The 1,024-nt window shown below is 68.4% G+C and carries 1 protein-coding gene; it reads right to left on the minus strand.

The window, feature by feature from the left end:
* Positions 1 to 1,024 (minus strand): right-handed parallel beta-helix repeat-containing protein (locus IE249_RS37155; RefSeq protein ID WP_229858460.1); only part of this gene is annotated, 1,024 nt, incomplete at both ends.

The raw sequence follows: 1,024 nt of genomic DNA on the forward strand, positions 1-1,024 counted from the left end.
ACGACGGACTCGTCCAGTACGAAGCGGTTGTCGTGGATGTCCACCCGCTGGGTCTTCCAGCGGCAGTCGGCGTAGAGCGGCGCGGTGGTGATCGCCGGGCGGGCGCAGCGGGCGGAGCGCTTCACCAGCAGGGTGCAGTCACCGGAGGAGGTGTTGGCCGGGCTGTTGCAGAACCGGTCGGCGTTCTCCCACAGGGTGATCCCGGACCAGTTGTCCTCCAGTACGTTCCCGTAGATGTCGATCCTGTTCGTACGGGCCTTGATCCGCGGTTCGCCGCCGGACTCGGACAGGTAGATCGTCGCGAAGGGGAAACTGTCGCCCCGGTCGGCGTAACGGCGTCCCTCGGCCCAGTTGTTGCGGCGGATCGTGTTGTCGCGGATGACCGCGTTGTAGCTGGCCTCGTAGATCAGCGCGGCGCCGTCGTTGGCCTCCAGGACGTTGTCCTCGATGCGGAAGTCGTTGTTGTTGGTGTCCGCCCACAACCCCGCCCCGTGGTTGCCGTGCACCCAGTTGCCGCGTACGTCGGCGCCGTCGACGGCCCAGAACTTGACGCCTCCGGTGCAGCCGCAGCCCGGCCGCCGCCGCTCCCAGTCTTCGGTGTTGTTGCCCGTGATCTCGTTGCCCTCGACCACCAGGCCGCTGATGGGGCCGCCGCCCTTGTAGGCGTTCATGCCGTACTGCCCGTTGCCGCGAAGGCAGTTGGCGCGCACCCGCTGGTGGGCGCCGGCCATCAGCCCCGCACCGGAGTTGTGCTGGATCGTCGCGTGCTCGATCACCCAGCCGTCGGCCGAGTCGTGGTTGACCACGCCCTCGTTCTGCGGCGCGACGAAACCCTGCACGGTCAGATAGCCGATGGTGACGTCGCCGGCCGTGCCGCCGAACGCGTACTGGTTGGTCTTCCGCCCGTCGAGCACCGCGCCCGGCGCGCCGAGGTAGCGGTCACCCGTCTTGGGGATGACCTGCGAGTAGCGGTCCGGTTCGAGGTGGTGCTTGCCCGGCTTGAGCCAGAACGTGGTGTGCGGGG

Source organism: Streptomyces anandii JCM 4720 (genome assembly GCF_014650655.1).
Classification (GTDB): Bacteria; Actinomycetota; Actinomycetes; order Streptomycetales; family Streptomycetaceae; genus Streptomyces; species Streptomyces anandii.